The sequence below is a fragment of the Vibrio tetraodonis genome (assembly GCF_003350295.1).
In the GTDB taxonomy this organism is placed as follows: domain Bacteria; phylum Pseudomonadota; class Gammaproteobacteria; order Enterobacterales; family Vibrionaceae; genus Vibrio; species Vibrio tetraodonis.
Map to the genome: position 1 here is coordinate 155,367 of NZ_QLYY01000005.1, position 24,286 is coordinate 179,652.

The following is a 24,286-nucleotide window of genomic DNA, read 5'->3' on the forward strand; positions in this document are numbered from 1 at the left end:
TATTTATAGTAATTTTTACTTATCATGGAAGGATCTATCGTGCTAAGTAGTGGTCATAGGCAATGTGCCCACTGATGGCGATCCTCGTACACTAAACTAATTAGGGTTGGACGCTAAGCCAGTCTAATAACTGAAATAAAAGAAGCGAGATTTTACGGGAAATAAAATCATCGCTTTTTTGATTAATTACTTCTCATTAAAATGGGAGATAATGGTTAAAAAATAGAAGACTACTCTTGTTCAAACGTAATTTTGTTTACGACGCTTAGCTCGCTTTGGTGGTAACCATACTGTTGAATTAGTGGTTTAAGGTCGATGCTAAAATCCTGAACCCAAGGGATCATTCGGCAGTCAATAAGCCTATCTTTAATCGCTAATTGAACACTATTATCAGAGCTCATAGTAAACTCAACATCCCTTGGTGCGGCACAGGCAAAGCTAGCTTTAGAAGTCAATACACCATCGGCACTAATACTAACACCACCATAAAGAAGCTCATTTGGGCTATATCTATCTTCTGCTAATGCGCTATTTGACGCAAATAATGTTACAGCTAACGTTGATAATATTAATTTTTTCATTTTACTACCTATAATTATGTTGATTAAAAAGCCATCAGGCATGTTAAAAATATTTAATTAGGTAATGCATTACAACCGTAAATAATTAAGGAGTTGACATTTCCTCCAAAAATAACCACCAATAAAAACATACTTAACATTAAAAAAATTAATTACTTCAAAACAATTACTTAGAGGATTCTTATTAATCAACAAGGTCATTCATTAAAATAAATTTGTAATGAACCAACCTCTAAGTTTTAAATAAAAATTATAAATGGCGAATAATAAATAGTTTTACTAATTAAGTTTATAATGTACTAATGTTAGTTTTGACTAATAATATCGATAATTATTTTTATATTTATTAATGTTGTTATTAAAAACAATGAAAATAGACTAGGCTTTGATTGTTGGAACAATTATCTACTCGTCATAGTAAATTACTCAAAACAACAAACTAAAGATAATAGGTAGCTTCCAATATAAAATGATGGTTAGAGGGACAGGATATGATGACAAACAAGCACTTTGCGTTAGTCACCCACACAAAGAAAGACAAAAGTATGGATACACCAATCGCACCAAAACGCGAAGAAAAACGTCAAGCTCTAGTAAAAGAAGCACAGCAAAAAGGGGGCTTTCAAACACCATCTTGATAGTGAAGTTACAACACTTTCTGAGCTTTTAATCTTCGATATACCGTATTACGGCTTACTCCTAATTCACGAGCTACCTTGCTGATGTTGCCTTCATTAGCAACATATACATCCTCGATCGTTTTATTGAGGGTCGCTTTCAACTCCGTACTAATACGCTCCCTATCATTCGTTTTGCTAAAACGGCGTTGCCACTGCATCGGCAAATGAGTGACATCCACAACATCATTTCCATCTGCCATAACGGTTACCACTCTAATAAAATTATCCAGCTCACGTAAGTTCCCCGGCCAAGAGTAATTGATTAGATACTTAAATAAATCTGGCGAGATGGTTTGAGAATGATTGCGATACTTTTCGTGAATAGATTTTATTAACTCAGCTTTATCTTTACGGTTTCTAAGCACAGGTAGCTCAACGGCCATACCATTGAGGCGATAATAAAGATCTTGGCGAAAACGCCCTTTGGCCACCAACCAATCTAAGTCTTGATGCGTGGCGGCTATCACTTCAATATCCACTTTGTACGAGCGTGCAGAGCCAAGTGGAGTGATGGTTTTATCCTGCAGCACTGAAAGCAATCGACACTGAGCCTGCATGGACATATCACCGATTTCATCAAGGAATAATATGCCCTTGTCGGCGAGTCTTATTCGGCCACAATATCCTCTTGGATGCGCACCTGTAAACGAACCTGGCGCATAACCAAATAATTCAGATTCGATTAGATCATTGGGTAATGCGGCGCAATTGACCGCCACTAAAGGTTTATGACGGCGAGAACTATATTGATGAAGCGCTTTGACAAACTCTCCCTTACCAACTCCCGTCTCTCCCAACACCAGTAAATGAATACCAGAATCCATGACTTTTGATGCATGCTGCCAAGCTAGTTCAACCTCAGGATCGCCATAATGAAGGACAAGTGAAGCGTTTAGAATATCGAGTTTTTTGGCTGGCGGTGAGGCTAGCCAAGAGTCCATCTGTAATATTTGTTGTTCCATAACTGTTCCATAACTGAACATTGTGCCTGCACCAAATTGACACAGTTAACAATGAAATCATCCTTGTTTACACTCAGGTTTTTCTTTGTCTAGGTTCCTGAGAGCCCAGCTACTCTAGCTTCACACGAGATTGACAACAAGCTTGCAACATTTGGCCTGTGATTTGCGTTGTGTTGCACCGCAAATAATGAGTTAACACTCCATTTGAATAATAAATAAGGATATTTTTATGATTTATTCACAACCCAATAGCGCCGATTCTGTTGTTAAATTCAAAACTCACTATGATAATTTCATCGGTGGTGAGTGGGTTAGCCCCCAATCCGGAGAGTACTTCGACAATATCTCCCCTGTTAATGGTCAAACATATTGTCAGGTCGCCCGTTCAAATGAGCTTGATGTTGAGCTAGCACTAGACGCCGCTCATAAAGCTAAAGCACCTTGGGCAGCGACCAGTGTCAGTGAACGTGCCAATTTGCTACTCAAGATTGCTGATCGAATAGAAAACAATTTAGAAATGCTTGCAGTGGCTGAAACATGGGAAAATGGTAAACCCATTCGCGAGACCTTAGCTGCAGACCTACCACTGGTTGTTGATCATTTTCGTTATTTTGCGGGCTGCATCCGCGCTCAGGAAGGTAGCGCAGCTGAACTTGACGTTAATACCGCAAGCTACCACTTCCCTGAGCCAGTTGGCGTGGTAGGCCAAATCATTCCGTGGAATTTTCCAATGTTGATGGCCGCTTGGAAACTGGCGCCGGCTCTAGCCGCTGGTTGCTGCGTGGTTCTTAAACCCGCTGAACAGACCCCAACATCGATTCTAGTTTTAATGGAAGTGATAGGCGATCTTATTCCAGCAGGTGTAGTCAACGTAGTAAACGGATACGGTAGAGAAGCAGGTCAAGCATTAGCAACCAGTCATCGTATCGCCAAGCTCGCCTTTACAGGTTCAACCGATGTCGGACAACATATTCTAAAATGTGCGGCAGACAGCCTGATCCCCTCAACCGTAGAGCTTGGAGGTAAATCACCCAATATCTATTTCCCTGATATCTTTGACCATGAAGATGAATATTTGGAAAAGTGTATTGAGGGAACATTACTGGCCTTCTTCAATCAAGGTGAAGTCTGTACTTGCCCTTCCCGAGTGTTAGTGCATGAATCCATATACGACCGTTTTGTTGAAAAGGTCGCAGAGCGGGCGAAGAACATAGTCCAAGGTAATCCTCTTGATACCAATACCCAAGTTGGTGCTCAAGCTTCCCAGGAACAATTCGACAAAATATTGAGCTATCTCGATATTGGTCGTCAAGAGGGCGCAGAAGTTGTATTTGGTGGTGAGATCGCTCAACAATCAGGCGACATTGGTTCAGGCTACTACATCCAGCCGACTTTGCTTGCAGGCCACAACAAAATGCGTGTCTTCCAAGAAGAGATTTTTGGTCCAGTCATCGCTATCACTAAATTTACAGATGAAGAAGATGCTTTAGCGATTGCCAACGATACTGAATATGGACTCGGCGCTGGTGTATGGACTCGTGATACCAATCTTGCTTATCGCATGGGCAGAAAAATTGAGGCTGGTCGCATCTGGATCAATTGCTATCACGCCTACCCTGCGCATGCCGCATTTGGCGGGTATAAAAAGTCAGGCATTGGCCGCGAAACTCACAAGATGATGCTTGATCATTATCAGAACACTAAGAATCTGCTAGTAAGTTATGATGTAAGTCCCATGGGTTTCTTCTAAACTCATCTAAGCGCCTGCGGGCGCTTTTTTATTTATGTATTTCAAGCGCGATATCTCGCCAATCCTTTAGCTCTTGGCGATAATGAGCCATTTGCTTATCTGAAATTGAATTGATGATTTTCACCAAATGTTGATGAGCAGTAGCCCTATTATGAGCTATTTTCTGCTGCAGCTCTTTGCTGTAGAAATTGGTTGGATTAAACATCAACTGCTCAAAATGAGGTTCGAAATAACTATCGTCTAAGCGATTGCTTAGTAACTGGTTTATCTCGATACGCATTTTGGTCTGGTGGTCTATCCAATCATAAGAGGTGACATAAAGCTCAGAGGTCCAGTCTGCTATCCATCGTTTTTGCTCTGAGGTCAGTGGCCCTAACCAGTCCTGTATGTTATCGGTGAGCCTTTCTTGATAGTTTTCTCTAATTTCCGATTCTGACAGCTTCTGATATTTGCGCTTGTAGCGAGTGTGGCGGACTCTAATACTGTCCACGAGCTCTTCTACTTGTTGATCTGAAAGCTGTTTAGCCAATATGGAAATATCTGATGCAATGTGACGAAGTAACCTTTGTGTATGTGCCTTAAGTTCGGTTTCTTGCCGCTGTATGTCAGCCAAGGTTACTTTTTTGGGGTCAAGTGCTATCAGCTGATTTAAATGTTGAATATAGCGCGGAAGCTCTTGCTGTTTATGCCACTCGGTCACGCTGTCGAGTTTATCACTGATCAACGCTTCTTGCTCCGTGGTTAACTCAACAAAATCATCAAGATATTCTATCAATAGCCAGTCGAGATTGTTGTAAACAAACTTAGTACCACAGCCTGTTAGAAGTAAGCTCAGTACAACTAATCCCCACTTTTTCATCGCCCATCCCTCGCTCTACGTCATAAGGTATTATAGCCGCCTCGTTGCCGCTATTAATGTCCTCTTTCAGATACGAGCAAATTAAGTGCCAGGCTCAAACTTATCAGCAATTTTTTGACAGATATAGTTTCCAATAGGGATTGAGGAAGTCGCCGCTGGACTGGGCGCATTGCACACGTGTAAGCTGCGAATACTTTCAGCAAACAGAAAGTCATGGACTAAGGTGCCATCTGCCAACACAGCTTGAGCGCGAATTCCTGCTGGATACGGTTTTAAATCCTTAAGCGATAACGAGGGACAATATTTCTGTACTTGTTTAAGGTAAGCGGGCTTCCACCAAGAGTTATAGAGTTCGACTAATCCTGTTTTATAGTGTTTACGTGATACTCGCCAAAAGCCCTTGTAACTGAGCATTTGCATCGTGTCACGCACACTAAAGTTCACTCTAGAGTAACCTTCTCGTTTCCAGCCTTGAACCGCATTAGGACCGACAGTAACACTACCATCAATCATCTTGGTCAAGTGGACGCCTAAGAAGGGTAAGTCTGGATCAGGCACCGGATAGATAAGGTGATTTACAATCTGGTTATACTTTGCATTTAGCTGATAATATTCGCCGCGATAAGGGATGATCTGAAAATTGGTTTCTATGCCCAGCATCGCTGTCAATCTGTCCGCCATTAGGCCACTGCAAGTAATCAAATAACGAGTATTCAATTGCATGCTTTGGCCTTCGCGCATGCAAGTCAGCTGGATCTCATGCTCAAACTCCTGCCCAGATAATACTTCAGTCGATAAGCTTATCTCTCCTCCTAGGTCAGTAAAGTCTTTAACCATGGCAAGAGTCACCTTAGTGTAATCAACAATACTGGTTTGCTTAACATGAAGAGCACCAAGGCCAGTGATGTTAGGTTCTGCGAGTTTAAGCTGGCACTGATCAAGCCGCTCAACATCAATGCCATTTTGTTGGCAGCGTTCAAAAAGCGCCTCCATTCTTTCAAGCTCGATCTGGGAGGTCGCGACAATCAACTTACCGCAATTTTCGACAGGAATATGGTGTCGATGACAAAACGCGATAGTGTCTGCTGCACCTTGCTTACAAAACTTTGCCTTTAGGCTATTTGGTGGATAATAAACTCCTGCATGTATGACACCACTATTATGCCCCGTTTGATGCTGTGCAAAGTCTTGTTCTTTTTCTAGCAACAAAATGCGTTTATTGGGGTATTTCTTTTTGAGTTGCCACGCTGTTGATGCACCGATAATACCGCCACCAACGATAATGTAATCATGCATGATGTCCGTTTCCCACTACCACTATCAGAGTATTTATTTTATGAGGAAACCGTATTCAATTCGTGTATCGGGAACACACTCATTGCAAGGTTTTATGACAAGCTGATATTAAATGATGGAATTGTGACTTAAAGCATTACAAAAAATGACAAAAACAAAAAAGAGGAGCGAACGCTCCTCTTTCTCTTAATCCTAATCACTGTCTCTGATTAAAGAGCAGCTTTCGCTTTTTCAACAAGTACTGTGAAAGCAGATTTGTCGAATACCGCGATATCAGCAAGGATCTTACGGTCGATCTCGATAGATGCTTTCTTAAGACCGTTGATGAAACGGCTGTAAGATAGACCATTTTGACGAGATGCCGCGTTGATACGTGCAATCCATAGTTGACGGAATTGACGCTTCTTGTTGCGACGGTCACGGTAAGCGTATTGACCAGCTTTAGTAACTGCTTGGAAAGCTACGCGGTAAACACGTGAACGTGCACCGTAGTAACCTTTAGCTTGTTTTAGAACTTTCTTATGACGTGCACGAGCTTGTACACCACGTTTTACGCGAGGCATTATGCTTCTCCTAAACTAAACGATAAATAAACTAAAAAGAATTAAGCGTATGGCATCATACGAACAACTGCAGCCACTTCACATTTAGGAAGGATTGCGTTTGGACGTAGTTGACGCTTGTTCTTAGTAGTACGCTTAGTCAGGATGTGACGTTTAGTAGCGTGCTTGTACTTAATACCACCAGCAGTTTTCTTGAAACGCTTAGCAGCACCTTTGTTGGTTTTCATCTTAGGCATGATGAATAACTCCGCATTGTAGTAGTTTAAACAACATGTAATCAGGGCGAATAAAACCCTGTCACTAAAATCTAATCAGAGAAAGTGACAGGGTTTATTACTTGTAAGCCGCTAATTACTTCTTCTTAGGGGCAAGCACCATGATCATCTGACGGCCTTCAATCTTCTTAGGGAAAGATTCAACAACAGCCAATTCGACTGTGTCTTCCTTAAGACGATTTAGAACATCAACACCGATGTCTTGGTGTGCCATTTCTCGGCCACGGAAGCGAATAGTTACTTTCACTTTGTTGCCTTCTTCAAGGAAACGCGTCAGGTTGCGTAGTTTTACCTGATAGTCTCCAATATCAGTTCCAGGACGGAATTTTACTTCCTTAATCTGGATCTGTTTTTGCTTCTTCTTCTGCTCTTTTGCAGCTTTGCTCTTCTCAAAGAGGAATTTACCATAGTCCATCACACGACAGACAGGTGGCTCAGCATTTGGACTGATTTCTACAAGGTCCATACCAGCTTCTTCAGCTGCAGCAACCGCTTCTTGGATCGATACGATACCAACTGATTCGCCGTCAGCGCCTGTGAGTCGAACCTCACGTACGCCTCGGATTTCACCGTTTAAACGATGAGCATTTTGTTTGGCCGGTTGTTGGCCGCGTCTTCCGCCTTTAATAGCTTATTCCTCCAGATTGAGCTTACGGCTTGAGATCTCTTCTTGGATGTAGGAAACAAAGTCATCCACTTTAAATTTACCGAGATCTTTACCTTTACGAGTACGTACTGCGATTTCTCCGGCTTCCATTTCTTGGTCACCACAAACCAGCATATACGGCACACGCTTCAAAGTATGTTCGCGGATTTTAAAGCCAATCTTCTCATTTCTCAAGTCTGCTTTAGCTCTAATTCCACATTTTTGTAGTTTTTGGGCCACTTCCTGAGCATAATTCGACTGTTTGTCAGTAATATTCATAATTACGGCTTGCTCTGGAGACAGCCAAGTTGGGAAGAATCCGAAGTATTCTTCAATCAAAATTCCGATGAATCTTTCCAATGAACCCAATATCGCACGGTGAATCATCACTGGCACTTGTCGCTCATTATTCTCATCGACATAAGTGGCACCTAAACGACTTGGAAGATTGAAATCAAGTTGAACCGTACCACATTGCCAAGCACGATCTAGGCAGTCATGCAAAGTAAATTCAATTTTAGGCCCGTAGAATGCGCCTTCACCTTCTTGAATTTCATATGGAATGTCCATAGCTTCAAGCGATTTTTGCAGCGCTCTCTCAGATTCATCCCAAATTTCATCTGAACCTACTCGTTTTTCTGGTCGAGTCGATAACTTAACTACGATATTGTCAAAGCCAAATGTTTGATAAGTATCGTATACCATCTTGATGCAAGACGTGACTTCCTCTTGAATCTGACTTTCAGTACAGAAGATGTGTGCATCGTCCTGAGTGAAGCCTCGTACACGCATGATACCATGTAAAGCACCAGATGGTTCGTTACGATGACAAGAGCCAAACTCAGCCATTCTTAATGGCAGATCGCGGTATGACTTTAGGCCTTGGTTAAAGATTTGTACATGGCCTGGGCAGTTCATTGGCTTAAGCGCATAATCACGGTTCTCTGACGCAGTCGTGAACATGGCTTCAGCATATTTGTCCCAGTGGCCAGAGCGTTCCCAAAGCACGCGGTCCATAATAAGAGGACCTTTTACTTCTTGGTAGCCGTATTCTGTTAGTTTTTCACGAACAAATACTTCCAAGTCACGGAAAATAGACCAACCATTATGATGCCAGAACACCATTCCAGGTGCTTCTTGCTGCATGTGGAACAAATCAAGCTGCTTACCAATTTTACGGTGATCACGTTTCGCCGCTTCTTCAAGGCGAGTTAAATGCGCTTTTAACGCTTTTTTGTCGTGGAAGGCCGTACCATAAATACGCTGTAACATCTTGTTGTCACTGTTACCACGCCAGTATGCACCGGCAACATTCAAGAGCGTAAAGTGTTGGCAAAAACCCATATGGGGTACGTGAGGACCACGACACATATCGATGTATTCTTCGTGATGGTATAATCCAGGACGATCGTCACGCGCGACATTTTCATCCAAAATTTCCATCTTATAAGTTTCGCGGCGCGTTTCAAACGCATCGCGAGCTTCCTGCCAGCTGACTTTTTTCTTGATAACTTGATACTTAGTTTTGGCTAACTCTTTCATTCGCTTTTCGATCTTTTCTAGATCTTCTTGCGTTAAAGAGTGTTCCAAATCGATGTCATAATAGAAACCGTTATCAATAGTTGGTCCAATCGCCATTTTCGCTTCGGGGTAAAGCTGCTTAATCGCGTGTCCCAAAAGGTGTGCACACGAGTGGCGAACGATTTCAAGACCATCAACTTCGTCTTTTACCGTAATAATTTCAAGGCTTGCATCTTGCTCAATAAGATCACAAGCATCAACACGATTGCCATCAACACGACCAGCAATGGTTGCTTTCGCAAGACCTGGACCAATAGATTGAGCAACATCGAGAGTAGAGACTGGGTTGTCAAATTGACGCTGACTGCCGTCAGGAAGAGTAATAATAGGCATTTAACTGTCCTTACAGTGGTGTTGCACACCAAGCAACACTTGATTGATTTATTTATTTTTCTTTATATAACAGTTAGTTAATTTAAGAAAAGTAAGATTAAAAAACGTTGGAGCACTTTTAGGAACAAATACCGATGAACCTCTCAATGATCCAAGCTCGAATTCTAATGGATTTCGGGTCAAAAATACACTGATAAGAAACTTACATTTAAGTAAAATACAGTGATAGTGAGTGCTTATGAATTTAAGACCAATATTAACTACCTTGAACTAGAGAGGGTTTACTCGGTAATAGCTGGCTCAGCGCCAGATACTGATCTTCGATTGATATATTTTGACAACCTCAAGTACAAGGGGTCAAAACTTATTCGACGCGACATCTTCGAGAATCTATCAAGCTTGAGTAGCCGCCGTGATTCCATTTCTTTTGGTGAAGCACCTGCTGGCATATCATCAAACTTATTCAAAGCCTGCACAAAGTCTGTTTCATTGGTTATGTCTTTATCAAACAAACCACGCTGCGCGCTAGCTTGATTGAACAGTAAGATGTTTTCTTCCGACATACCCATTTTTTCCAAACACACTTTAGTTTCTATTTCGAGCATTTCTGGGCTTCTTTGCATGCTGGATACCGTCGTTGCTCCTGCTGCGATACCATAGAGTAAAATTAACTTTAAGACTTGATAAAACTCATTGTCTTTCACCATATCAGATAGACACTCTTCAATTAAAACAATAATTTCTCCAGTAAGGGTTAAAATCAGAATTCCTTCTAAAGTTTCCATCACCGTTGTAGTTTTATCATGGCTGTTGTAGAAGTTCTTAAGCCGTTTAAATAGGTTAATCTTGTTATCCACCGCTACGCCATATCGGTTCAAAACATATTGCATATCGACACTTTGGCGGTTAATACTTGGTAACCCATCTCCTTTTTTAGCCAAGAGCTTAGTAAGAGCTGGCATCTCTGGACGAGTTTTCATAGATTGCGCCATCTCTTCAATGGCATCATCAGAGTAATCCTCTATCGTTTTCCTCGCCTTAATTAACTCTCCACCTCTAAGTTGCATCGAAGCACGTTTGAGGAGCAAGCGCTTGACTGCTTTCGCCGTTAGCTGAGCTCCTGCTCCCCCCAAAGCTTCACCACCAATTGAGATGAAAGTCTTAACAACAATTCCATCCATAAGCTTTTGTTTTTGAGCTGGATTATCTTCAACTCCCAATAAGCCAATATCGAGTACAGTGTCGGTAATAAATGTGGTCGCGATTCCTGCTATAATGCCCGCGGATAAACCAGGGAACATCACTGCCAACACAGACGCAATAGTGTAACCCGCAATTCTTAAAGGCGTACGCCACCACTCGATAGTATCTTTCCACCATTCCTCACGATAAGAAACCACTTCATCGTCCCACTCAGTGAGGTAATAAGATTTAATGTCATCAAAGATCTTATTTGCAAAAGCATTTTCGTCATCTGGTCGGAAATACCTTTCTTCAGATTCTTCACTTGAACTTCTCCAAGTAAACCCTTTGTGTAACCTAAGAAGAGAGACAAAATCATTCATTCCAGCTTTAAAGTTGACTGCTCCTATGTATTGATTTACCTTGGTATCGTCTGAAATATGATCTTTGAAAAACCTGGTATAAGGTTGATGTAAATTTCTCAATCGAAATATTTCATTGAGTTTTGTTACTTCCATTTCCGTCGGGGTTTCAAAACCAAATGCGGTTCTCATGCAGTACTGAGCTACACGTCTAAGTGCCTCATCCAGCTCTGACATGGTAATATTGCTTCGACGTAATGATAACCGCTGCGCATAACCTGCTATGTCTCTCATTTCCCCCGTCCAACTGGGATCGGTAATGGGGATATTTCTTATTTCTTCGCGATTTTTCGAATAAAAGCCAAGAGAAAATGACAGCCTAAAATCAGGGGAGCTATAGAGTTTAAGTTTGTCGATAAAGTTTCTGGGAATCGGAATCACCATGGACAGTCTCAAGTTTACCAATAAACCTTCTGTAGCTTCCGACTCCTGCTGTTCCACAGGAATAAAAATCAGGTCAGGGTTTGATACCGCCTCTGTTCCGATATAGTCAGCGGTTCCAAAGCTCGCTTTCCTTTCACCGCGGGAGAAGTCATCTAGCCACTCTCGGATTTTGGTCTTTTGTTCATCTTCCACATCATTGCCACCAGTGGATATATTCATCAGTGGTAATAAATTCAGATGATCATTGGTTTTATTGACAATAAAAGCCTGATTATTAGTCAGTGTTTCATCTACTTTTTGTTCGTACTTATCATCAAGACCTAAACTCAAAATACGCTCAATCGTAGACTGTTGCTCGTGCCTATATGGAAAGAACACACCATTATAATGACGACGTGCCAGATCACCGGCCAAAAGGGGTTTCTTTTTCGGTAAGATGATGCCTGTTGTCGCCTGCTCGGAATACACCCTAACGGCTCGCTGCCTGTCGGGAAAAACAAATAAACTTTGCAAGAGAGCGTCAACTTCCGGCGAGTCTCCTTTTTGGAGAGTGATTGTATCGGCAGAAAATTGATGTAGTCGGTCACCTTGCCTGGTATAAACAATGACTCTATCGTCCATCCCACGATAGCAGTACGCCCTGATGACTCTGGTTGTATCATCTGTATTCAACGATTTTCCAACAATATACATAAATACTTCATCAAAGTTCCGCTCAACCATCGAAGCTTCAGGATAAAGAGAAGTCAGAATAGATCGAAAACGGCTGATGTCAGCTGACCAAGTAGAGCTTCGAGTGAGCGACGGCGTCATATCCGCTGTTCTATGGAAATATGGTGTGATTTCTTCATAACCTTCAAAGCTCATGTCAGGTTGCACAAGGGGCTCTAGCTTAGATAGGGCAGCAGTAATGAAATGGGACCGACTCAATCCTTTGTCTACTTGCCTTGGACTCGAATGCTCAACAATCGTCGTGACCGGTACTGTGGGATAATCTATTTGTGAATACAATTTTTCAAACGGACCTTGCTCAAACCCTCCTGTATGAAGCAGAATGGAGTAAGCGCTTTTTAGATCATAACAAGGCTCTACCTGATTGCTGTTCATTGACACTATGTCATGAGTCCATATGTCACCAGTATTCAGTCGATCCATGGTATCCAGGACTTGATTGAAGACTTCACCAACACCTATGATTCTTTTTTTTGCCCTAGAACTTTGTTGCAGGAGCGCTTCATCAAGGTCTTTAAAGAACTTAACCATCACATTCTCTTCTCCAGAATCAATGCTGGGGACGGAAATCGAAGGTATAAGCGATGAATGGGCAATGACGTAGTCAACAAATGCGGCCCATTTACTATGTTGTATTTTGGCCTTTTGACTGACCAAACGCTCGGTTCCCCAAGATAATTTACTATCTATAGATGAAATCACATGCTCTTCAAAAGAAGTAATATCTTGCCCTTGACCTATTTTGTACAGTTGCCTGAACCTCCCTTTTATAGCAAGCTGTTCTGCATTAGCCAGCTTAAAGTCTTCACTTTCCGCCACCATTAGCGCTTTTCTCTGCTCCAATTCAGCCAGTGCTCTTTGGTACAGATTCGGTTGACACGACGTAAGGGTGAGTAATCGATTCTTGATTGCTAATATCTTTTTATCGGTTATGTCAATTTGAGCGTCAAGTACGTTCTCTATCGCTTTAAATAATATCTTTCTTTTAAATTTATTATCAACTTCAATTTCAGGTGTATTGAGCGATAAATACAAAAGTTTTTCTTTAAGTTGATTGCCCGAAATAATATAACTCAATGAAGTATTAATAACTTCATGATTGATTTTTTCTTCTTGAAGTAAAATAAGCTCACTTCTTAATATACTCCGAGCTTTTATCGCTTCTTGCCGCTTTCTCCATTCATTGTTTTCAGCTTCTATATAATCAAGACTCTCATAGCGCTCAAAATCATCATCTTTGTCTGCGATTCTTAGGTTTAGTTGATGGATTAATCCCTGTTTTTCTAAGATCCTTTCGTCTAACGATTGGGCTTGCAGTGGAGAGCTTAAAGGTATTTCCTGCTCACTGTTTACATTAACAAACTCAAAATTAACTAATTGCGTTTTTTGTTCCGCTTCATCAATAAGTCCATCCCAAGATGAAACAAGCGGTGTTGGCATGCTTATTTCACTGGGTTCTAGTGGCAACGAAACACTTTGAGGTTGTGTAAAAGGATCTGGACTTTGTAAGGGAGTGGGGATTATTTCCTTCGCCATAAATTTGAAATTATTATAATTTACATTTAGTAGCATTCTACCTAAATGGAAAAATATTATATTGTAATTTTATATGAAATTATTTCTATATTTAATAATAGAAAAGCTATCTAATATAAAAATATTTTAGACGTGAAATAAGCGCTATTAGCAGAAAATAACGCATACCAGCAGTAATCTTATATGCGTTATTTTAACTAAAACTTCATTACTCTAAATTTCGTAACTTAGGCCAACAAACATTTTATAATCATCTTTTTCAGGTACTTTGCCATCTGAATCAGCGGCAGGTTCAGAGACATGCTCCCATATACCGTCAATACTAAGATCGAGATCGCCCACAAGATCAATATCAAATCCTAGCTCATTGATATGCTGAACGCCTCCTGATTCTTCACTTTCCCAAGTCATCCTGTAACCATAGTTAAAGTCGATATTTTTGGTTAGTTCATACTCAAAACTTGAATCAAGTTTGAATGCACCACTGTTTGCGGTTGATGAACTGCCTTCTTCTACCGTAATAAATTTCGTATGAGTGTATGCAGGACCAATAGTCACATCCCATTCTGTCGTTTCATTGGCGATAAAGAAGTAACCCACACCCATTGCCGCTGTCACTTTATAATCTAAATTTTTAAATTCATCGCTTTCAGCCTCAAGATCTAATGGCCTGAAGAATAACCGATTATCAATATAAATATCGTACGAGCCTTTAAGCGTAGAGTTATTGGCGGTTTTCTCATCATTGGATTCTTTGTTTTCATGGCTGGCGTTCAGTTTGGTTCTTGACTCTACTGTATTACGTTCTGCATCAATGCCTCCCTTTAAGGTAAGTTCATCAGTGTTACCACTGCTCATATCCATGCTAAACGTAAATTCTGCATCCCACTGTTCAGAGTCTTTCTCTTTCCCACGGTATATGGACACAACCTCTGTGACAGGAAAAGATATCTCCTTATCCGCACTGGTTAGGTAGAGCTGATCATTACGAATAGAAAGATAGCCATCATAGATAGCGCCATCAGATACGCGAATAGTGAAATACCCCGCAGTCTGAAGCTCTTGGATATCTCCTAGCTCGATTTCTTGATCGCCAAGATCATCACTGTCAAACTCAACTTCCTGCTTGTAGGAATTAGAATCTTTTTTAATCGTGCCGTTGAGTTCTCCTTTGATCACTTCTCCTGATTTGAGTTTTACCCAATCATCATTTTTCTCAAAGTAAACGGTTTGGCTATTAGGATCTTCTATTACTTGATTTTCAGCTTGCTCTTTCGCAAAAACGCTGGACTGCATAGAACAAATAGCAATAAATAATGCCGTGGCTTGTAATTTCATATCAACTCAATCTGTATAGTTTTTCACCATCAAACCCGCTTAAGATAAAGATGTCGTCATTTCCCATTGTCATAAGTAAGAAAAACCAATGTCAATCTTATCCGGCGACTTTTGTGAAACTGGCTAACAGAGCAAAGTAAAAACCTAACGACTCACTACTCATATCAAACAATTAGACCGCTGAGGTAATACGAACGAAATATTTTCCATCTCACAAAATTTGCTCCTATGATGAGAGAATAATCTATAAATTATTTTATCTTTAAGGTTTGGCGAAAAATTTTAAGAGTTCTAGACCACTAAGGCACAAAAACTGTTTATTGTTAATGTCTTAAGCCGCGGTGCTCAAGTAAATGCAGCCACATTGTAGAAGGGATTAATCATGCCGATTTATCCAGCAGCGCTTTTGTTGATCAGTTCGTTTCTTTTGATGGGCAGTCACGGGCTGAGCGGACTCTTATTGCCAGTGTCGCTCGCCGAAACTAACAGTAGTGTCGAAACTATAGGCTTTATCCTTTCCATGTATTCCGTCGGCTTTTTATTGGGCGCCATTCTGGGTAAGCGAATTTTACGTCGAATTGGATTAGTACGAACCTTTGCCATGTGCGGGAGCTTGGGAGCCACCGCTATCCTGACCATGGGACTCAATGCGGATATGTGGATTTGGGTATTAATGCGCACTGTCATGGGCTTTTGCATCGCGTGTGCCACGGCAACCTTAGATGTGTGGTTTAACAGCGTATCAACCCAGTCTACTAGAGGAAGACTCCTAGCCATCAATCAGATCATTATATTGGGCGCCATTACAATTGGTCAGTTCGGTCTTGTCATAGCACCGCCGAGTGAAATCACCCTGTTTCTGATCTGCGGTGTGCTATTTAGTATCTCCATCACACCTATCATCTTTATCGCACACTCTGAGCCCAGCATTGAATCGACACCAACCATACCACTTAAGACTATCTTCACGATTTCTCCACTAGGTTTCGTCACATGCTTTGTTTGCGGTGTTTTGTATTCCACATTGGTAAACCTGCTACCTATCTATGCTGGAGGTATGGGGTTTCGTGGGCTTGAACTGTCCCTATTTATGGGTGCAGCAGCCGCAGGAGGTATTTTTCTCCAAATACCAATAGGATATCTGTCTGATCGTTTCGAGCGCCGTAAGGTTATTTTAGGTAGCAGCTTTGTGCTTGCCATTGTCTGCTTCGCATTACCCGTTTCAATCCACTGGCAGTCGCCGTTTGCCCCCTTTGTTTTGGCCGCTGTAACCATGGGGCTGATTGCTTGTCTCTACCCCCTTAGTATCGCAGAAGCCTTTGACCATACATCAAACATGCAGCTTGTCCCCGTCGTGTCAGGGTTACTATGTATCTATGCTATTGGCGCAATCATTGGACCTTATACCGCTTCAGTATTAATGGGTAGCCTTGATCAAAACGCTCTTTTTACTTTCGTGATCATGGTGGATCTTGGTTTGATGATTTACACCATTTATCGCATGTCTGAACGTGAGGCGCTACCAGTAGAAGCGCAAGAAACCTTTGTTATGCACACTCCAAACTCGATACATGGAGAGCTCGACCCTAGAGCCGAACATCAAAATGAGCAAAATGATATAGAAATAACCTTGTCTCAAGTCGAACAGCTTGCCAAATCAAGCCCAATAAATTCAATCACTTTTATTAGAAATGTAATTAATAAGCAATCACCATGGGCAATAGCTTTAATTGAGCGGGTTGCTGAAATAGATAATATTGATACTACCTTCTTGTTCCGTTCACTCGCACAAACTCATCCGGAGTTATCAATAGATATCGTCAAACGACTTTCCACATCGGATAATAACCAAATTGAAGAACTGGTGACTTGGCTTGCTGAGCAACAGCCTGAAAATATTGCCGCCATTTTGACAGCGATGACAGAGTCAATACATCCAACAATCCCTGCCAATCTTGAGCATGTGACTCACCAAGAGATTGATACATTCACTGATGATCAGACTATACTTCATGATAACACTCTCTTTGAAAAACAAAGCCTTCATCAATCCATCGAACAACTAGAGCTCTTTTTACCCGACGCTTCCCAGCACAATGCAAACTTCAGCGAAATTGCTGAAGCGCCCGGATTGCAACAGAACGACTTGGGTTCTGGTCCTCGTTAACCACATCTAACTTACAATCAGTTCTCAAAATAGTGAGACACCAAACAAAGCGAGCATAAGTGTTGATTTAAAGCTGGGAACAGGCTGTGATTCGTGATTAAATCAGAGCGGAAAGTTTATAAAACACATACACTTAAAGCTAAAAGGAAGTTTGAATGGCACTCGATATCAAACCAGGTCAAGAGTTTATTAAGTCTAAGGCAGCAGTCGCATGGGCGGCAGGCGAGCCACTTAAGATGGAAGAAGTTGAGGTCCAGTTGCCCAAAAAAGGCGAGGTGTTAGTCCGCATTGTTGCAACAGGTGTGTGCCACACTGATGCCTTTACTCTATCTGGCGAAGATCCAGAAGGTATTTTCCCCGCCATTCTTGGTCATGAAGGGGGTGGAATTGTTGAAATGGTCGGCGAAGGTGTCACCAGTGTACAAGTTGGTGATCATGTCATCCCTTTGTATACCGCTGAATGTCGTGAGTGTAAGTTTTGTACATCAGGAAAAACAAACCTTTGCCAAGCGGTTCGTGAAACACAAGGTAAAGGTTTAATGCCTGATGGAACAACGCGTTTCTCAATTAACGGACAACCAATTTTTCACTATATGGGGTGCTCAACATTCTCGGAATACACAGTACTTCCTGAAATTTCATTAGCCAAAGTCAACCCAGAGGCTCCTCTAGAGGAAGTGTGTTTATTGGGTTGTGGCGTTACCACTGGCATGGGCGCTGTACTCAATACCGCCAAAGTGGAAAAAGGTGACACTGTCGCTATATTTGGCCTCGGTGGAATCGGCCTTTCAGCTATCATTGGCGCTAGAATGGCAGGTGCTAGCCGCATCATAGGCATCGATATTAACGAAAGTAAGTTTGATCTCGCTAAACAACTCGGCGCAACAGACGTTATCAACCCTCAATCTATTGATGCTCCGATTCAAGAGTACATTGTCGAAATGACAGATGGTGGTGTCGATTACTCATTTGAATGCATCGGCAACGTTAATGTTATGCGTCAAGCTCTTGAGTGTTGTCACAAAGGATGGGGAGAGTCAGTCATTATTGGGGTGGCAGGCGCTGGACAAGAAATTTCCACCAGACCTTTCCAATTGGTGACAGGCCGCGTATGGCGTGGAAGTGCTTTTGGCGGTGTTAAAGGCCGCTCTGAATTGCCTGAAATTGTAGAACGATACATGGCAGGTGAATTTGGCCTTGAGGAATTTATTACTCATACAATGAGCCTAAAAGAAGTGAACCACGCCTTCGACCTCATGCATGAAGGAAAAAGCATCCGCTCTGTTATCCATATGGATAGATAACCCCTCCTTTTAGAATACTCATAGCCATCATAAAAAACGTTATGGTGGCTTTTTAGAGATGGCACTATGAATTTAACCAATATCAGTCAAAACAAAGTTGCTGGCGGCTGGCACAAACAAGTCACTCACGAGTCAACTGCCTTAAACTGCACAATGCGCTTTGCCCTATTTCTTCCACCAAATGCAAGCAAGGAATCTCCTGTTCCTGTCATGTATTGGCTTTCTGGATTAACCTGCACCGATGAAAACTTTATGCAAAAAGCTGGAGCATTTAATACCGCAGCCAAGCTTGGTATCGCGATTGTCGCTCCTGATACTAGCCCGCGCGGTGATGATGTAGCGGACGATGATGCATACGATTTAGGCAAAGGCGCTGGATTCTACCTAAATGCGACCCAAGAGCCTTGGTCTAAGCATTACCGCATGTACGACTACGTAGTAAAAGAGCTACCCTCGTTAATAGAAGCTAACTTTCCTGTATCAAACATCAAAGCGATTTCAGGTCACAGTATGGGAGGACACGGAGCCTTGACCATTGGATTGAACAACCCCAATAGCTTCACATCCATCTCAGCCTTTAGCCCAATTTGTAACCCAACACACTGCCCATGGGGACAAAAAGCGTTTGGATCTTACCTAGGACAAGATCAGGAGACCTGGAAAGCTTACGACGCTACAGAGCTACTCAAGCAAAATTCATCACAACTGCCTATTTTGGTCGACCAAGGTGATGCGGATAATTTTTTACACGAACAATTGAAGCCAGAGTCTTTGGTCCATGCTGCAAAAACACACAACTCAAACCTTGAGCTGCGTATGCAAGAAGGTTACGACCATAGCTACTATTTCATCTCAAGCTTTATTGAAGACCACCTGATGTTCCACGCGAAACATATGTTTAAATAAATGCGAGGAAGGAAATGAGACTGGTATCACCATCACTTGAGTATCGAGCTGCGTTTTTCGCTCTCTATCAAGACTTTGAGAGCAATGACAGTATCAATGCCGAATACTATCGTGAAGGCGTCGATGACTTTGATACCTATATTCAGCGATTAACTGACGAAGCAAATGGTATAAATCTGCGTCAAGACTATGTCCCTTGCAGTCATTTTTGGATGGTAGACACAAAGGGAAATATCCTTGGCGTGATCAGAGTTCGTCACACCATTGATAACCCATTTCTTTGCTTTGAAGGTGGCCATATCGGATACGATATCGCACCTTCCTACCGTGCACTAGACCATGGAAAGACCATGGAAAGACCATGCTAAAACTCGCTCTACCGATTGCAAAGTCGCTCGGTATATCGAAGGCTTTGATCACTGCCGATGAGAAGAATCACGCCTCGCGGTGGGTGATTGAAGCAAACGGGGGAGAGTTTATTGATATCGTGGTGGGGAACGTTTTCCCTTACCCAATTGCTCGCTATTGGGTTATTTGCGAGAACACCTGATTCTTGTAGTGGATGAGTAACAACTCTGGGTTACTCATCGCAAAATTGTGACAGTATGCAATTGTTTTTTTATTTGCTTACAATGCTACTTGTCAAATAAAAATAAAATGTTAAATTAAGTCATCACTTATTCACAACTGAGTGATGGGCATGCACTACCCTATGGCACACATCCTCTCTAGCCAACCGCATTCCTAAAATAACAATGTTTATCAAGCATATATCTTTACTTTTCAGTAAAGCCAGCTTGTGGTATCTAAAAAATATAATTCAGTTGGATTAACTATGTTCCCTATATCTCATCATGGAAAGTGGTTTCGTTTTTTAATGGTGTTTATCTTTCTTGCAGCATCCATGGAGACTGATATTTATCTGCCTACTTTTCCAGACATACTTAAGGATTTAAACACTAATGCAGTCATGGTTCAGAGAATCATTAGCTACAATTTTATTGGTATCTGCTTAGGCTCACTTATTTACGGGCCACTTTCAGATCATTTTGGTCGCCGACCTATTATGATGTTTGGTTTCTTGATATTTCTTAGCGCCAGCATTGGCTGTGTCTTTGCTCAAACTATTGAACAGTTGCTCGCGTTTCGTCTAATTCAAGGTTTTGGCAGTTCAGCCTGTATCATTGTGGGTACTACAATGATCTTCGATCTTTTTGAAGAAGAGTCCGCAGCAAAATTAGTGGCAGACCTCAACGCGCTCACAGTCAGTGTCATGGCTTTTGCACCACTCATTGGTGGGTGGATCAGTATTCACTTGGGATACCATGGCAATTTTGAGTTTATCGCCATCTTGGTGTTTATCTCAGCAGTTAAATGCTTTTTGTTTGTTCCTGAATCTCTACCTAGCAAAAAACGTAAAAAGCTGATTCCCAAGCGAGTAATGACTGACTATAAATGCGTACTTTCATCCTACTCATTCTGGTATAGCACGCTGATAACCAGTTTAATTCTCGCAGGCTACATGGTATTTGTCTCAAATATGTCGCTTTTGTATGTTGATAACCTTGAGGTCAAGCCCGAGTATTTTCCGTTTCACCAAATGGCCACACTAGGCACCTTTGCTCTGTTTAGCTTGAGCAACGGGCGCCTTATCGACCGCTTCGGTGTAGAAAAATTAAAAGGCTCTGGGCTCTGCCTGATGTTTCTTTCCATCGCCTCTTTTTGGCTGGTACCTAATAAGATGCTAAGTTCGCCGGACTTTCTGACCTTTATTGTGTGCGTATTTTCAGTAGGAGCCGCACTTTCTATCGGACTTTTCTTTGCAGACTCCATGCAGGTATTCCCAGAGATGACAGGCATTGCTGCATCTTTGGTAACCTCTATTAGACTGGTTTTGGTGGCGATTGCTATTGATGTAGCCAGCAGCTTTTACGATGGCTCTTCGCAGTCTGTAATCAATGCAATGACAACCATTGTTATGGGCATTGCGGTCTTGGTGTTGTTTCGTAATATCAAACGATTCAAGCAGCTAAAGGTAGGGAGCAACCTAGGAGCCTAAGATAAGGTTGAAACCCAAAGAAGCTTGAGACTAACCCAAGTAGGAGCCACTGGAAATTCATCGATAAATGAGTAAAATCTGGCTCCTATTTGGTCACTTTGGCAAATCCTATGCATCACAGTACATCTCTTTTTACTCCTTTCAATGCTTGTATTGATGAATATAGCTTGCCTGAGAAATTCACTTTCCCGTTTTTCTATGAGCCACATCCATTGTGTAAACTTGCCGCCAGTGAGCTTCAGCAATACCTGCTCACCCAAAGCGAATGGGTTCACAATTTTGGACTCGATAGTCACTCTGATGGAGTGGGGAAAATGTTCGGCGTGCTTATCGTCAAATCTCCACAAGGCGAAATTGGCTATCTTTCGGCTTTTTCAGGAAAAGTAGCTGGGAAAAGCAAACTAACCGGTTTTGTCCCTCCTGTGTTTGATATATTTGCTAAGCAAAGCTTTTTCCATACTGAGAATGAAGAGATCATGTCAATCAATGACCAGATAGATACTCTTAATAACAGTACTCAACTAACAGAATTTGCCCGTCAGGTTGAAAAACTCGAATCAAACTATAAAAAAGAAGAAAGCACTCATCGAGCAAAAATGATCACCAATCGGGCTGAAAGAAAATTGCAGCGCCAAGATGCTCAATCGCACCTCAACGGAGCCGAGCTTAAGCGTGTACTGGACAGCCTCGCAAAGCAAAGTGTCGATGATAAAAACACGCTTAAATACCTAAAAGTAGAGTGGCAAGACAAGATTGATCAGGTGAAAAGCGAGTGGCAGAAGCTTGACCATGAGCTAAACCAGCTAAAAGATAAGCGCAAAATGCTATCGAATGCACTGCAGCACAAATTGTTTGAGCAGTACCGCTTTTTAAATATTCTCGCGGAAGAAAAATCACTAAACTCGATATTTGAAGGCATCACTCCTCCAGCGGGCGCAGGGGAATGCGCGGCGCCAAAACTTCTTCACTACGCATTTAAACATGGCTTTAAACCTCTGGCTATGGCTGAATTTTGGTGGGGTAACTCCCCTGCATCAGAGATCCGCCAACATAAGACGTTCTACCCTTCTTGTCACAGTAAATGTCAGCCTATACTCGGCCACATGCTTCAAGGTATGGATGTGAATGATAACCCTCTTGAGAAAGCATGGGCAGAACATAATACGATGGACATTGTATTTGAAGATGAAGCACTCGTTGTCATTAATAAACCTGCTGGCCTTCTCTCTATTCCTGGTAAAACCATACAAGACTCAGCCATTACTCGACTCCAAAAACTCTACCCTAACGCGGAAGGTCCATTTGTTATACATAGGCTGGATATGGCGACATCAGGCCTACTGGTGTTCGCCTTAACCAAACGAGCGAACAAAAGTTTACAGAAACAGTTTATTACTAGAACAGTAGAAAAACGCTACGTAGCCATCGTACAAGGAGAAGTGCAGGACCAAAGCGGCCAAATTGATTTACCCATGCGAGGCGATCCCGATGACAGGCCCCGTCAACTGGTCTGTTTTGAACATGGTAAATCGGCCGAGACCTACTGGGAGTGTGTCGAGGTCAAAGAAGGACAAAGTAGGTTATACCTCTACCCCAAAACTGGCAGAACTCATCAACTAAGGGTTCATTGTGCTCATCATCTTGGACTCAACATGCCCATGCATGGAGATGGCCTCTATGGACAAAGAGCAAAGCGATTACACCTTCACGCACAACGCCTTGTGATAGAACACCCATACACCAAAGAGCGAATGACATTCGAGGCTGAAAGTCCATTTTAAAAGCTTGCACGAAGAAGCATTCATTCATAGATTGACCCAACGACTAAGTGCATTGCTAAAACAATCTCAAAGGTGCAATATGAAAAAACTTATTCCTAACAGAACTAGCGTGACACTGTGTATTATCGGCTTACTGTGCTTGTTAACGTATGCTCTAATTGGGTCTCACGTCGATGATGACGGGACTTTAATTGAGCCGTTTGGTCTAATCCCTCTGTTTTGGGTATTTGAAATACTTGCCATCACTGCTTATGTAGTACAACTTATTAAGGGGTTTAACGAGCGATACTAAGTAACACTTTATCCCTCTCAAGTTTATGTAGTGATCCTCTCGAGATACATGACGTATCATCTAGTTTGACTGCGGAGATACCAATGAAAAATATACTACTTGCTGCCATGTTATTCGCTTTATCTGGCTGCTTAGGCATGCCTAAATCCGTTGAGCCCGTTGATAACTTCGAACTCTCCAAATACCTTGGTACTTGGTATGAGATAGCGCGGCTAGACCATTCCTTTGAACGTGGGTTATCCGACGTCACGGCGCAATACTCACTAAGAGATGATGGCGGAGTGTCCGTTCTCAATCGAGGATACGATGCAAAAAAAGATGAATGGAGCGAGGCCCAAGGCAAAGCCTTTTTTGTCAACAGTGCCGATGAGGGGTATCTAAAAGTCTCCTTTTTCGGGCCTTTTTACGGCTCTTATGTCGTATTTGAACTAGATAAAGATAATTACAGCTATGCCTTCATTTCTGGGCCAAATCACGACTATTTATGGCTACTTTCTCGAACTCCAACCGTCAGTCCTGAAGTCATAGAGAAATTTGAAAAAATGTCTAAACAACGTGGTTTTAATACTGACGAACTGATTTACGTCCAGCAAGAAAGGCTATTTGAAGAGTCTAAGTTATCATTTTTATCAGTTGAGTAATTTTCCAAACAAGCAT

General features: G+C 41.9%; 19 protein-coding genes and 1 pseudogene. 10 read left to right on the top strand and 10 right to left on the bottom strand.

Going from position 1 to position 24,286, the window contains the following annotated elements:
• Positions 1 to 230: 230 nt before the first annotated feature.
• Entirely contained in the window at positions 231 to 581 is a 351-nt protein-coding gene (locus DPF90_RS00950) for a hypothetical protein (RefSeq protein WP_114783742.1), read from the bottom strand.
• 491 nt (positions 582 to 1,072) lie between these two features.
• On the opposite strand from DPF90_RS00950, the gene DPF90_RS20225 reads away from it, so the two are divergent.
• Positions 1,073 to 1,219 (top strand): hypothetical protein, encoded by a 147-nt coding sequence (locus DPF90_RS20225; RefSeq protein ID WP_162813964.1) that lies wholly within the window; start codon positions 1,073 to 1,075, stop codon positions 1,217 to 1,219.
• Between the two features lie 8 nt (positions 1,220 to 1,227).
• Here the strand turns inward: DPF90_RS20225 and DPF90_RS00955 are convergent, their stop codons facing one another.
• A complete protein-coding gene (locus DPF90_RS00955) occupies positions 1,228 to 2,223 on the bottom strand; it encodes a sigma-54-dependent Fis family transcriptional regulator (RefSeq protein WP_240314431.1) in 996 nt (331 codons plus the stop codon).
• A 229-nt stretch (positions 2,224 to 2,452) separates the two neighbouring features.
• Here DPF90_RS00955 and exaC point away from each other — a divergent pair, with 229 nt between their 5' ends.
• A complete protein-coding gene (gene exaC / locus DPF90_RS00960) occupies positions 2,453 to 3,973 on the top strand; it encodes an acetaldehyde dehydrogenase ExaC (RefSeq protein ID WP_114783746.1) in 1,521 nt (506 codons plus the stop codon).
• Positions 3,974 to 4,001: 28 nt separating this feature from the next.
• Here the strand turns inward: exaC and DPF90_RS00965 are convergent, their stop codons facing one another.
• The 8 genes from DPF90_RS00965 to DPF90_RS01000 form a co-directional block, all read right to left on the bottom strand.
• On the bottom strand, positions 4,002 to 4,832 hold the full coding sequence (locus DPF90_RS00965) for a DUF6279 family lipoprotein (RefSeq protein WP_114783748.1): 831 nt from the start codon (positions 4,830 to 4,832) through the stop codon (positions 4,002 to 4,004).
• A gap of 81 nt (positions 4,833 to 4,913) precedes the next feature.
• Complete coding sequence (lhgO, locus tag DPF90_RS00970; protein ID WP_114783750.1) at positions 4,914 to 6,128, bottom strand: L-2-hydroxyglutarate oxidase; 1,215 nt, start codon at positions 6,126 to 6,128, stop codon at positions 4,914 to 4,916.
• A gap of 209 nt (positions 6,129 to 6,337) precedes the next feature.
• Positions 6,338 to 6,691, bottom strand: coding sequence for a 50S ribosomal protein L20 (gene rplT / locus DPF90_RS00975; RefSeq protein WP_114783752.1), 354 nt, complete (start codon positions 6,689 to 6,691; stop codon positions 6,338 to 6,340).
• 41 nt (positions 6,692 to 6,732) lie between these two features.
• Positions 6,733 to 6,927: a 50S ribosomal protein L35 gene (rpmI, locus tag DPF90_RS00980; protein WP_004401085.1), complete on the bottom strand. Its 195-nt coding sequence runs from the start codon at positions 6,925 to 6,927 to the stop codon at positions 6,733 to 6,735.
• Positions 6,928 to 7,042: 115 nt separating this feature from the next.
• Positions 7,043 to 7,594 (bottom strand): translation initiation factor IF-3, encoded by a 552-nt coding sequence (gene infC, locus DPF90_RS00985; protein ID WP_114783754.1) that lies wholly within the window; start codon positions 7,592 to 7,594, stop codon positions 7,043 to 7,045.
• 3 nt (positions 7,595 to 7,597) lie between these two features.
• On the bottom strand, positions 7,598 to 9,526 hold the full coding sequence (gene thrS, locus DPF90_RS00990) for a threonine--tRNA ligase (protein ID WP_114783756.1): 1,929 nt from the start codon (positions 9,524 to 9,526) through the stop codon (positions 7,598 to 7,600).
• Positions 9,527 to 9,807: 281 nt separating this feature from the next.
• Positions 9,808 to 13,713 (bottom strand): hypothetical protein, encoded by a 3,906-nt coding sequence (locus tag DPF90_RS00995; RefSeq protein WP_162813965.1) that lies wholly within the window; start codon positions 13,711 to 13,713, stop codon positions 9,808 to 9,810.
• A 282-nt stretch (positions 13,714 to 13,995) separates the two neighbouring features.
• Positions 13,996 to 15,120 carry a DUF481 domain-containing protein gene (locus DPF90_RS01000; RefSeq protein WP_114783760.1) on the bottom strand — a complete coding sequence of 375 codons (1,125 nt, stop codon included), beginning with the start codon at positions 15,118 to 15,120 and terminating at the stop codon, positions 13,996 to 13,998.
• 382 nt (positions 15,121 to 15,502) lie between these two features.
• Here DPF90_RS01000 and DPF90_RS01005 point away from each other — a divergent pair, with 382 nt between their 5' ends.
• The 8 genes and pseudogenes from DPF90_RS01005 to DPF90_RS01040 all read left to right on the top strand — a co-directional run bounded on the left by DPF90_RS01005 (position 15,503) and on the right by DPF90_RS01040 (position 24,270).
• Positions 15,503 to 17,287, top strand: a complete 1,785-nt coding sequence (locus DPF90_RS01005) for an MFS transporter (RefSeq protein WP_114783762.1) — start codon at positions 15,503 to 15,505, stop codon at positions 17,285 to 17,287.
• 155 nt (positions 17,288 to 17,442) lie between these two features.
• Complete coding sequence (locus DPF90_RS01010) at positions 17,443 to 18,591, top strand: S-(hydroxymethyl)glutathione dehydrogenase/class III alcohol dehydrogenase (RefSeq protein WP_114783764.1); 1,149 nt, start codon at positions 17,443 to 17,445, stop codon at positions 18,589 to 18,591.
• A gap of 66 nt (positions 18,592 to 18,657) precedes the next feature.
• Positions 18,658 to 19,497: an S-formylglutathione hydrolase gene (gene fghA, locus DPF90_RS01015; protein WP_114783766.1), complete on the top strand. Its 840-nt coding sequence runs from the start codon at positions 18,658 to 18,660 to the stop codon at positions 19,495 to 19,497.
• A gap of 14 nt (positions 19,498 to 19,511) precedes the next feature.
• Positions 19,512 to 20,047: pseudogene (locus DPF90_RS01020) on the top strand (GNAT family N-acetyltransferase).
• A gap of 285 nt (positions 20,048 to 20,332) precedes the next feature.
• Positions 20,333 to 21,556 (top strand): multidrug effflux MFS transporter, encoded by a 1,224-nt coding sequence (locus tag DPF90_RS01025; protein ID WP_240314432.1) that lies wholly within the window; start codon positions 20,333 to 20,335, stop codon positions 21,554 to 21,556.
• A 110-nt stretch (positions 21,557 to 21,666) separates the two neighbouring features.
• Complete coding sequence (locus tag DPF90_RS01030; protein ID WP_114783768.1) at positions 21,667 to 23,337, top strand: RluA family pseudouridine synthase; 1,671 nt, start codon at positions 21,667 to 21,669, stop codon at positions 23,335 to 23,337.
• A gap of 79 nt (positions 23,338 to 23,416) precedes the next feature.
• The gene (locus tag DPF90_RS01035; protein WP_114783770.1) at positions 23,417 to 23,629 is read left to right on the top strand and encodes a DUF3955 domain-containing protein; all 213 of its coding nucleotides are present in this window, start codon (positions 23,417 to 23,419) and stop codon (positions 23,627 to 23,629) included.
• Between the two features lie 83 nt (positions 23,630 to 23,712).
• Entirely contained in the window at positions 23,713 to 24,270 is a 558-nt protein-coding gene (locus tag DPF90_RS01040) for a lipocalin family protein (protein ID WP_114783772.1), read from the top strand.
• Positions 24,271 to 24,286: the final 16 nt, after the last annotated feature.

Bases quoted from the DNA above. Each gene is read 5' to 3' on its own strand.
- DPF90_RS00950 (WP_114783742.1), bottom strand. From the start codon at position 581: ATGAAAAAATTAATATTATCAACGTTAGCTGTAACATTATTTGCGTCA.
- DPF90_RS20225 (WP_162813964.1), top strand. From the start codon at position 1,073: ATGATGACAAACAAGCACTTTGCGTTAGTCACCCACACAAAGAAAGAC.
- DPF90_RS00955 (WP_240314431.1), bottom strand. From the start codon at position 2,223: ATGGAACAACAAATATTACAGATGGACTCTTGGCTAGCCTCACCGCCA.
- exaC (WP_114783746.1), top strand. From the start codon at position 2,453: ATGATTTATTCACAACCCAATAGCGCCGATTCTGTTGTTAAATTCAAA.
- DPF90_RS00965 (WP_114783748.1), bottom strand. From the start codon at position 4,832: ATGAAAAAGTGGGGATTAGTTGTACTGAGCTTACTTCTAACAGGCTGT.
- lhgO (WP_114783750.1), bottom strand. From the start codon at position 6,128: ATGCATGATTACATTATCGTTGGTGGCGGTATTATCGGTGCATCAACA.
- rplT (WP_114783752.1), bottom strand. From the start codon at position 6,691: ATGCCTCGCGTAAAACGTGGTGTACAAGCTCGTGCACGTCATAAGAAA.
- rpmI (WP_004401085.1), bottom strand. From the start codon at position 6,927: ATGCCTAAGATGAAAACCAACAAAGGTGCTGCTAAGCGTTTCAAGAAA.
- thrS (WP_114783756.1), bottom strand. From the start codon at position 9,526: ATGCCTATTATTACTCTTCCTGACGGCAGTCAGCGTCAATTTGACAAC.
- DPF90_RS01000 (WP_114783760.1), bottom strand. From the start codon at position 15,120: ATGAAATTACAAGCCACGGCATTATTTATTGCTATTTGTTCTATGCAG.
- DPF90_RS01005 (WP_114783762.1), top strand. From the start codon at position 15,503: ATGCCGATTTATCCAGCAGCGCTTTTGTTGATCAGTTCGTTTCTTTTG.
- DPF90_RS01010 (WP_114783764.1), top strand. From the start codon at position 17,443: ATGGCACTCGATATCAAACCAGGTCAAGAGTTTATTAAGTCTAAGGCA.
- fghA (WP_114783766.1), top strand. From the start codon at position 18,658: ATGAATTTAACCAATATCAGTCAAAACAAAGTTGCTGGCGGCTGGCAC.
- DPF90_RS01025 (WP_240314432.1), top strand. From the start codon at position 20,333: ATGTTCCCTATATCTCATCATGGAAAGTGGTTTCGTTTTTTAATGGTG.
- DPF90_RS01030 (WP_114783768.1), top strand. From the start codon at position 21,667: ATGCATCACAGTACATCTCTTTTTACTCCTTTCAATGCTTGTATTGAT.
- DPF90_RS01035 (WP_114783770.1), top strand. From the start codon at position 23,417: ATGAAAAAACTTATTCCTAACAGAACTAGCGTGACACTGTGTATTATC.
- DPF90_RS01040 (WP_114783772.1), top strand. From the start codon at position 23,713: ATGAAAAATATACTACTTGCTGCCATGTTATTCGCTTTATCTGGCTGC.